An 8,120-nucleotide genomic window follows, 5' to 3' on the forward strand; every position below is an offset into this window, starting at 1 on the left:
TAACGCGAGCCCCATTCAATTATTTTTGCCGTAAATCACAAAATAAATTGTGGATGTTTGAAAAGACTCTCTTAATCGGTTGTGAAATCATTGAATTTCTAGTTCGACACCATAAAATCAACGTTATATTCGGTTATCAGAGATAAACTCATGACAAAGAAAGTAATAGCAGAATTTGATTTACTGCTTATCGCAAACCAAATTATCCAATCACATGATGACTACATTGAAGGCATGCGCGCAAACAGCGTAGTAGAAAAAGACGATGTCCTCATCTTCAAAGGTGAATACTTCTTAGACAGCAATGGAATGCCGACAGAGAATACAACCGCAGTATTTAACATGTTTAAATACTTAGCGCACCATCTTTCAAAAGAATTTACGCTTCAGCAATAACGAAAAAGCTTGCCATTTAGGCAAGCTTTTTTACTTCCTGGACCGTTATATGCTTAGCATTTTTATTGACTCAGCATTTTCAGCTTGTCGAAGTAGTCAGGGAAAGTCTTTGAAGTACAACCTGGATCATTAATTGTCACAGGTGTATCACTCAACGCCACCAACGAGAAACACATCGCCATACGGTGATCATCATAGGTATCGATCGCCGCATGTGTCAGTTGAGCAACAGGGTTAACGATGATGTAATCTTCACCCTCTTCGACCTCTGCGCCAACTTTACGAAGCTCTGTCGCCATCGCCGCTAAGCGGTCGGTCTCTTTCACACGCCAGTTGTAAACATTACGGATTGCCGTTGTACCTTTAGCAAACAAAGCTGTCGTTGCGATAGTCATCGCTGCGTCTGGGATATGGTTGTAATCCATATCAATGCCTTTCAGCTCACCACAACGAGAGATAACGTAGTCGTCACCCCATTCAATTTCAGCACCCATTTTTTCAAGCGCATCAGCGAATTGGATATCACCTTGGATACTGTTTTTACCAATACCCGTTACTTTAATCTCACCCCCTTTAATCGCTGCGGCAGCAAGGAAGTATGACGCAGATGATGCATCACCCTCAACCAAGAAATCACCCGGAGCTGAGTAAGATTGCCCAGTCGGAATTACGAACTCTTGGTAATCGTTGTTGATCACATCCACACCAAATTGTTTCATAATGTGTAGCGTGATATCGATGTAAGGTTTAGAAACCAATTCACCCTCAATTTTGATTGTTACCTCACCTTCAGCTAAAGGCGCAGCCATCAAAAATGCCGTCAAAAATTGGCTAGAGATAGAACCATCGATTGAAACCGTACCGCTTTTAAGGCCAGTACCCGTGATCTTCAATGGTGGGTAATTTTCGTTTTCTAGGTATTCAACGTCGGCGCCGGCTTCTTGCAGTGCAGTCACTAAGTGACCGATTGGTCGCTCTTTCATGCGAGGCTCGCCAGTCAGAACATATTCACCACGACCCAAACAAAGTGCAGCAGCCAGCGGGCGCATCGCCGTACCCGCATTGCCTAAGAAAAGCTCTAGGGCTTTGTCACTTGAGAATGCACCACCCACACCCGTCACTTCACAGACGGTTTTATCTGCAGACAGCTGATAATCAACACCTAATTGCGTCAAAGCATTCAGCATATGGCGAATATCATCACTGTCTAGTAAGTTTGTTAGGCGCGTGGTTCCCGTTGAAAGTGCTGCCAAAAGAAGCGCACGGTTGGAAACACTTTTTGAGCCAGGTAAGTTAACTTCCCCGCTCACTTTTTGAATTGGTTGTAACGTAAGGCTTTCCATTAAATCTTATAGTCCTTGTACCACCCGAAGTCACTGGCGCGTATTTATTTTCGGGTGATGAATAATTCTTCGTACTTGCAGACTAACGAACTTTTCCAATGAACTCCAGAGCTAATCCCCTCGATAAAGGCGATTAATTAGCCAACTAAACACATTTGCATACTAGTACACGAGATCAACTCGAACGCCATCTGAAAAATAGAGAATTCGCACATCATCACCTCGGTTAAACAACATCGAGTTATCGACGTCTTGAATGATGTTAACCAACTTGTCATCTTTAGTTTTGACCAATAACTCGACGAGCTTATATTCCACTTTGTATTGTGTGTTACCTCGATTGCGAGCAATCCCGGCGCCCGCCACAGCACCGACGGCCGTTGCGACTTCTTTGCCGGTACCGCCACCAAATTGATTACCTATCAAGCCACCAATAGCCGCACCTAACAAGGTTTCCCAACCATTCGCTTTCGACTCTACGATCTCTTGTTGGGTAATGTATCTGACTGTGTCAATCTCACCATAAACGACCTCATTGACTGGTCGAGCTTGGTTTCTGTTGTAAGCTGCATTTGCCAACATGGGCAAAACAAGTAAAATCCAAAGCAACTTTTTCATGGTAAAACTCCTAAAGACCTCTTGGTCAGTGATTAATCTGTAACGCGGTACTTATGACTATATACCTAACCGAACTTGATACTACTAGTATAGAGTTTCCTTCGCCTTTCGACGCGCTTGATGAACCTAACGGTCTGCTCGCCTTCGGTGGTGATTTGTCACCCATGCGAATTTTAAACGCTTATAGCCAAGGTATATTTCCATGGTACGGCCCAGGGGAGCCTATACTTTGGTGGAGCCCAGCACCACGAGCGGTATTTAATCCTAAGACATTCGAACCGTCAAAAAGTCTTAAAAAGTTTCAAAGAAAGCATAATTACCGTGTCAGCATCAACCAAGCGACAGACAAAGTGATTGGCTACTGCTCCTCGCTAAGGCCCGAAGAAGAAACTTGGCTAAACGGTGACATGCAGTCAGCGTACCGCGAACTTTCTTCATTAGGCTTCTGCCACTCCGTTGAGGTTTGGCAAGGCGACGAGCTTATCGGCGGACTTTACGGTTTACAAAGAGGCCAAATCTTTTGTGGTGAATCGATGTTTAGTCTGAAGACCAATGCCTCTAAAATTGCACTGTGGTACTTTTGTGAACACTTTACACGATTCGGAGGAAAGCTCATCGATTGCCAAGTCATGAACCCTCATTTGGAATCCTTGGGCGCTATCGAAGTAGAAAGAGATGAGTTCCTTAGTGCTTTGAAAATACTTAAAGAAAATCAACTTAGCGATGGATGTTTTAAATCACAATGGCTAGAGGGAACGCCTTCATGAGTTCAGATTTACAACAAATCAGAATTGGATTGACCGATAACCATGCTTGCAGTTACCTGCCACATCTTCAAGAAAGAGTGGCGGTCACGCTTGATGAACACATGCATACTTCAGATAATTATGAAGTTCTGCTCGCCAACGGATTTCGCCGCAGTGGAGCGACCATTTATAAGCCACATTGCGATAATTGCTCCGCGTGCCAAGCTATTCGCCTCTCGATTCCCGAGGTCAAGTTTTCCAAAAGCCAACGACGAATCCTCAACAAAGCCAAATCACTACGTTGGGAATTGAAAGACGAGATGGATGACAACTGGTTTGACTTATATAGTCGCTATATAACCGCTCGTCACCGTTCCGGAACCATGTATCCCCCAAAAAAAGAAGAGTTTCTACAATTCTCTAAAAATGAATGGCTTGCCACAAAGTTCATGCACATCTATGATGATAGCCAGTTAGTCGGCATCGCCGTCACTGATGTGATGTCTCACTGCACAAGCGCATTTTATACCTTCTTCGATCCTGATATCGACATCTCTATGGGAACACTAGGTGTTCTGTTTCAAATCCAGCACGCCCAGAAAGAACAGAAACAGTGGTTATATTTGGGTTATCAAATCGATGAATGTCCTGCGATGAACTATAAAGTACGATTTCAACGTCATCAAAGGCTAGTAAATCAGCGGTGGCAAGGGTAGAATACGCGACAACTTTACATATTTTGATTTTAACGGCACAATCAAGCCGTTGAAAACCGCCAAATTTCGAAAGAGGATTAGATGGCTAAAGAAGACGTAATCGAGATGCAAGGCACGGTCCTTGATACTCTACCAAACACGATGTTCCGTGTTGAGCTTGAAAACGGTCACGTAGTGACAGCACACATCTCTGGTAAAATGCGTAAAAACTACATCCGTATTCTTACTGGTGATAAAGTAACTGTTGAGATGACTCCATACGACCTTTCTAAAGGCCGCATCGTCTTCCGTGCTCGTTAATTTTAAATTACCGAATACGATAAGAAGCGGAGCTTGATGCTCCGTTTTTTATCGACCAAACAAATACTAAAGAAACACCTGGTTAGCTCTCCAAGAGCCCCAACAATACCTTCAGTCTCTCGTAACATTCCCCTGCAATACACTTTTCCCTAATAACTGTGTCACCAATAACAGTGTCACCAATCGCTGTTTGTATATGCGTAAGTTAGCCAGCATAAACGGTTTATGGTCAAACAGTGCCTCAGCCCCAATCCACAGCTTTCTCTTTGTTTCAGCTACTCTATAACTAAAAAAACGCACAACCGAAGTCATGCGTTTATTATCGTGATTAGCTGTACCGAGCTCTCAATAAGCAGTCAGCAACAGCTTAAGCAGTTAAGAAATAGGTTTAATGCATAACCTCTTCTTTAGCACCAACATAGATGAAATCTAGATCGTCTTTAATCAGGGATACTTTAACCGTACCGCCGTCAACCAAACTACCAAACAGCAACTCATTAGCAAGAGGCTTTTTAAGCTTCTCTTGAATCACTCGTCCCATAGGACGCGCACCCATAGTCTTGTCATAACCTCTTTCAGCTAACCAATGACGAGCATCCTCAGAAACTTCTAAAGACACGCCTCGAGCGTCCAGTTGAACCTGAAGCTCAACAATGAACTTGTCGACAACTTGGTTAATCACACTTGGATCAAGGCTGTTGAACCAAATGACATTATCAAGACGGTTACGGAACTCAGGTGTAAATACCTTTTTGATTTCACCCATCGCGTCTGGCGCATGATCTTGTTGGATCAAACCGATCGATTTCTTCTCAGTTTCAGCAACACCAGCATTGGTCGTCATCACAAGGATCACGTTACGGAAATCCGCTTTACGACCGTTGTTGTCAGTTAGTGTGCCGTTGTCCATCACCTGTAGTAGCAAGTTAAAGATATCTGGGTGAGCCTTCTCTATCTCATCAAGTAACACAACAGAGTGTGGATTCTTGATTACAGCATCAGTGAGCAGACCACCTTGGTCATAACCAACATAACCAGGAGGAGCACCGATCAAACGGCTCACAGAGTGACGCTCACCGTACTCAGACATGTCAAAGCGCAACAGTTCAATACCCATCAACTTAGACAGCTGTACAGTCACCTCTGTTTTACCTACACCAGTAGGACCAGCGAATAGGAATGAACCAACAGGTTTATTGTCTGCACCCAATCCTGCACGAGTCAGCTTAATCGCTTCGCTCAATACATCGATCGCTGGGTCTTGTCCGAATACCAACATTTTCATGCGGTCATCCAGTTTCTGTAACGTATCTTTGTCTGAAGATGATACTGACTTCTCAGGAATACGAGCCATTTTCGCAACCATTGACTCAATATCAGCCACGCTTACCGTTTTCTTACGACGGCTTGCTGGTGCCAAACGACTACGAGCGCCGGCTTCATCAATCACGTCAATAGCCTTATCTGGAAGGTGACGTTCATTAATGTATTTAGCTGACAGCTCCACAGCGGCACGCAACGCTTTGTTGGTGTAACGCACTTCGTGGTGAGCTTCGTATTTTGGCTTCAAACCGATAAGAATCTTAGTTGTGTCATCTAACGATGGTTCAATAATATCAATTTTCTGGAAGCGACGAGCTAAAGCACGCTCCTTCTCAAAAATGCTGCTGTACTCTTGGTATGTCGTTGAGCCGATGCAACGTAATTTACCGCTGCTTAGTAGTGGCTTAATTAAGTTTGCCGCATCAACCTGACCACCCGATGCTGCACCTGCACCAATAATGGTGTGGATCTCATCAATGAATAGGATTGCGTCTTCTTCTTTCTCTAGTTGCTTAAGAATCGCTTTAAAACGTTTCTCAAAGTCACCACGGTATTTGGTCCCAGCTAGAAGTGAACCAATATCTAAAGAATAAATCACACTACTCTGAATGATTTCAGGTACTTGACCTTCAACAATACGCCATGCAAGACCTTCAGCGATTGCGGTCTTACCTACCCCCGCTTCACCCACTAACAAAGGGTTGTTTTTACGACGACGACATAGAACTTGAACCGTACGCTCAAGCTCTTTATCACGCCCGATAAGCGGGTCAATATTCCCTTGTTTCGCTACTTCGTTAAGGTTAGTTGCAAAATTTTCTAAACGATCTTCAGAGTTAGCTTCTTCTGCATTCTCTGCACCACCAAATGAATCAGACGGTGATGAACTATCACCTTCGTTACTGGCTTTGGTAATGCCATGAGAAATAAAGTTAACGATATCTAAGCGGCTAATGTCGTTTTTCTTGAGTAAATATGCCGCATGAGATTCTTGCTCACTGAAAATAGCCACAAGTACATTTGCACCTGTAACTTCGCTACGACCTGAAGACTGAACATGAAAAACAGCGCGTTGAAGTACTCGTTGGAAGCTCAACGTAGGCTGAGTCTCACGAGTCTCGTCACTTTCTGGGATAAGTGGGGTTGTTTGATCGATAAAAATATCGAGCTCATTGCGAAGAGCATCGAGATCAGCCTGACAAGCTTGGAGCGCTTCCTTGGCCGCATCATTTTCTAATAATGCTAGTAGGAGGTGTTCGACAGTCATGAATTCATGTCGCTTGTCTCGCGCACGAGCAAATGCACCATTTAAACTCGTCTCTAATTCTTTATTTAGCATAAGTACCTCCTAAGGGAACAACAGTGTTGTTCGAGCAATTTATACTTGCTCCATTGTACATAGTAGCGGATGCTCATTTTCCTTTGAGTACATCTTTACTTGCGCTACCTTTGTTTCCGCTATTTCAGCACTGTATGTGCCGCATATAGCTTTACCTTCATAATGAACCTTGAGCATCACTTCCGTTGCTTGTTCGATATCTAGTGAGAAGAATCGCTCTAGGATCTCGATTACAAAGTCCATAGGCGTGTAGTCATCGTTATTCAATACAACGTTATACATCGCCGGTGGCTTTACTTTTGTCTCTTCTTTCCCCAGTAAATCTGAGCCTGGAGATGCCCATTCAAAGTTTCTGCTCATATCGCTTTGCTAAGAGTTATTTTTCGGAAGTCGTGAGTGTTACGTCATTCAAATTTACCACATTCACGCATTACGGTGTACTAAGAAACTGCACCGAGAAACAGTACCAAAAAATATTCCTCTATACTGAGCCTAATCCACCATTTCCATCGCTGCAAATAAAAGATCTCTATTAACAGGATTAACATATGTGATTGATTAAAAAGACACCATAACTATTGATGCTAACGATAAGATTACCGCTAAGTTACTATTTAGTTAATAGTTTGCAGTTAATCTCGAATGTGATTTGTTATTAAAATTGATCACTTTTATACCAATTTACTATTGACTGCGCTCAATCATTAGCTACATTGGAGCTAAAAGGTTTTTCTGATACAACTTTATAACAAGATTTAAAAGCGAGTAATACGCGTTAAGAATGAACAATAAGGAATAATTACGCAGGGTAGCGTTAATTTCCGTAAGCAATGTATGAGATTCAAGCTATCAGCTGAAATTCTTTAGTTGGTAGGAATGATATCAATCGCACTTACAACAATTGATATAACAACGTTAGTAACAAAATGCATGAGGGATGTATAGCATGGCTACAGGTACAGTAAAATGGTTTAACAATGCCAAAGGGTTTGGCTTTATTTGTCCAGAAGGTGAAGACGGCGATATTTTCGCGCACTACTCCACAATACAGATGGAAGGTTATCGAACCTTAAAGGCAGGTCAGCAGGTCGACTATGAAGTAGAAAGTGGACCTAAAGGCTCGCACGCTAGCTCTGTTGTTCCTGTAGAAGGCAGCGCCGCTAAATAGGCGATGGCCAAATCATGTTGACCTCCATCAGTCCTAATTAACGGCTGACAGGTAAGCAGAATATTGAAACCGCTCATTTGATACCCCTAATACCGGATTAAATGAGCGGTTTTTCGATCTAGAAGCTATAACGTTGCTCACAATACGATTCGCTCGAGGATGTTTGCCCCC

The 8,120-nt window shown here is 43.1% G+C and carries 9 protein-coding genes; 5 read left to right on the top strand and 4 right to left on the bottom strand.

All coding sequences use genetic code 11. From position 1 onward, the window contains the following. The first annotated feature begins 150 nt into the window (after window positions 1–150). Window positions 151–396 carry a YciN family protein gene (locus H5300_RS16910; RefSeq protein ID WP_004736440.1) on the top strand — a complete coding sequence of 82 codons (246 nt, stop codon included), beginning with the start codon at window positions 151–153 and terminating at the stop codon, window positions 394–396. A gap of 62 nt (window positions 397–458) precedes the next feature. Here the strand turns inward: H5300_RS16910 and aroA are convergent, their stop codons facing one another. Beyond that, entirely contained in the window at window positions 459–1,739 is a 1,281-nt protein-coding gene (gene aroA, locus H5300_RS16915; RefSeq protein ID WP_017078162.1) for a 3-phosphoshikimate 1-carboxyvinyltransferase, read from the bottom strand. 162 nt (window positions 1,740–1,901) lie between these two features. Then, a complete protein-coding gene (locus tag H5300_RS16920) occupies window positions 1,902–2,357 on the bottom strand; it encodes a glycine zipper 2TM domain-containing protein (RefSeq protein ID WP_004736438.1) in 456 nt (151 codons plus the stop codon). Window positions 2,358–2,410: 53 nt separating this feature from the next. Here H5300_RS16920 and aat point away from each other — a divergent pair, with 53 nt between their 5' ends. From aat to infA, 3 genes are all read left to right on the top strand, one after another. Continuing rightward, complete coding sequence (aat, locus tag H5300_RS16925) at window positions 2,411–3,124, top strand: leucyl/phenylalanyl-tRNA--protein transferase (protein ID WP_017093426.1); 714 nt, start codon at window positions 2,411–2,413, stop codon at window positions 3,122–3,124. After that, window positions 3,121–3,819: an arginyltransferase gene (locus H5300_RS16930; protein WP_004736551.1), complete on the top strand. Its 699-nt coding sequence runs from the start codon at window positions 3,121–3,123 to the stop codon at window positions 3,817–3,819. Before aat ends, H5300_RS16930 begins: the two co-directional genes overlap by 4 nt. 81 nt (window positions 3,820–3,900) lie before the next feature. Then, window positions 3,901–4,119 carry a translation initiation factor IF-1 gene (infA, locus tag H5300_RS16935; protein WP_001040192.1) on the top strand — a complete coding sequence of 73 codons (219 nt, stop codon included), beginning with the start codon at window positions 3,901–3,903 and terminating at the stop codon, window positions 4,117–4,119. A 388-nt stretch (window positions 4,120–4,507) separates the two neighbouring features. On the opposite strand, the gene clpA is transcribed toward infA, so the two are convergent. Together clpA and clpS are read right to left on the bottom strand one after the other, a co-directional pair. Beyond that, window positions 4,508–6,781, bottom strand: a complete 2,274-nt coding sequence (clpA, locus tag H5300_RS16940) for an ATP-dependent Clp protease ATP-binding subunit ClpA (RefSeq protein WP_004736550.1) — start codon at window positions 6,779–6,781, stop codon at window positions 4,508–4,510. Window positions 6,782–6,820: 39 nt separating this feature from the next. Continuing rightward, the gene (gene clpS, locus H5300_RS16945) at window positions 6,821–7,141 is read right to left on the bottom strand and encodes an ATP-dependent Clp protease adapter ClpS (protein WP_182796484.1); all 321 of its coding nucleotides are present in this window, start codon (window positions 7,139–7,141) and stop codon (window positions 6,821–6,823) included. Window positions 7,142–7,727: 586 nt separating this feature from the next. Here clpS and cspD point away from each other — a divergent pair. Further along, window positions 7,728–7,949, top strand: coding sequence for a cold shock domain-containing protein CspD (gene cspD / locus H5300_RS16950; protein WP_004736548.1), 222 nt, complete (start codon window positions 7,728–7,730; stop codon window positions 7,947–7,949). Window positions 7,950–8,120 lie beyond the last annotated feature (171 nt).

Source organism: Vibrio sp. SG41-7, assembly GCF_014164465.1.
Classification (GTDB): Bacteria; Pseudomonadota; Gammaproteobacteria; order Enterobacterales; family Vibrionaceae; genus Vibrio; species Vibrio splendidus.

What these genes read in the sequence shown, in the direction of transcription:
- clpS (WP_182796484.1), bottom strand. Translation starts at nt 7,141, where the DNA reads ATGAGCAGAAACTTTGAATGGGCATCTCCAGGCTCAGATTTACTGGGG.
- infA (WP_001040192.1), top strand. Translation starts at nt 3,901, where the DNA reads ATGGCTAAAGAAGACGTAATCGAGATGCAAGGCACGGTCCTTGATACT.
- aat (WP_017093426.1), top strand. Translation starts at nt 2,411, where the DNA reads ATGACTATATACCTAACCGAACTTGATACTACTAGTATAGAGTTTCCT.
- aroA (WP_017078162.1), bottom strand. Translation starts at nt 1,739, where the DNA reads ATGGAAAGCCTTACGTTACAACCAATTCAAAAAGTGAGCGGGGAAGTT.
- H5300_RS16920 (WP_004736438.1), bottom strand. Translation starts at nt 2,357, where the DNA reads ATGAAAAAGTTGCTTTGGATTTTACTTGTTTTGCCCATGTTGGCAAAT.
- H5300_RS16930 (WP_004736551.1), top strand. Translation starts at nt 3,121, where the DNA reads ATGAGTTCAGATTTACAACAAATCAGAATTGGATTGACCGATAACCAT.
- H5300_RS16910 (WP_004736440.1), top strand. Translation starts at nt 151, where the DNA reads ATGACAAAGAAAGTAATAGCAGAATTTGATTTACTGCTTATCGCAAAC.
- clpA (WP_004736550.1), bottom strand. Translation starts at nt 6,781, where the DNA reads ATGCTAAATAAAGAATTAGAGACGAGTTTAAATGGTGCATTTGCTCGT.
- cspD (WP_004736548.1), top strand. Translation starts at nt 7,728, where the DNA reads ATGGCTACAGGTACAGTAAAATGGTTTAACAATGCCAAAGGGTTTGGC.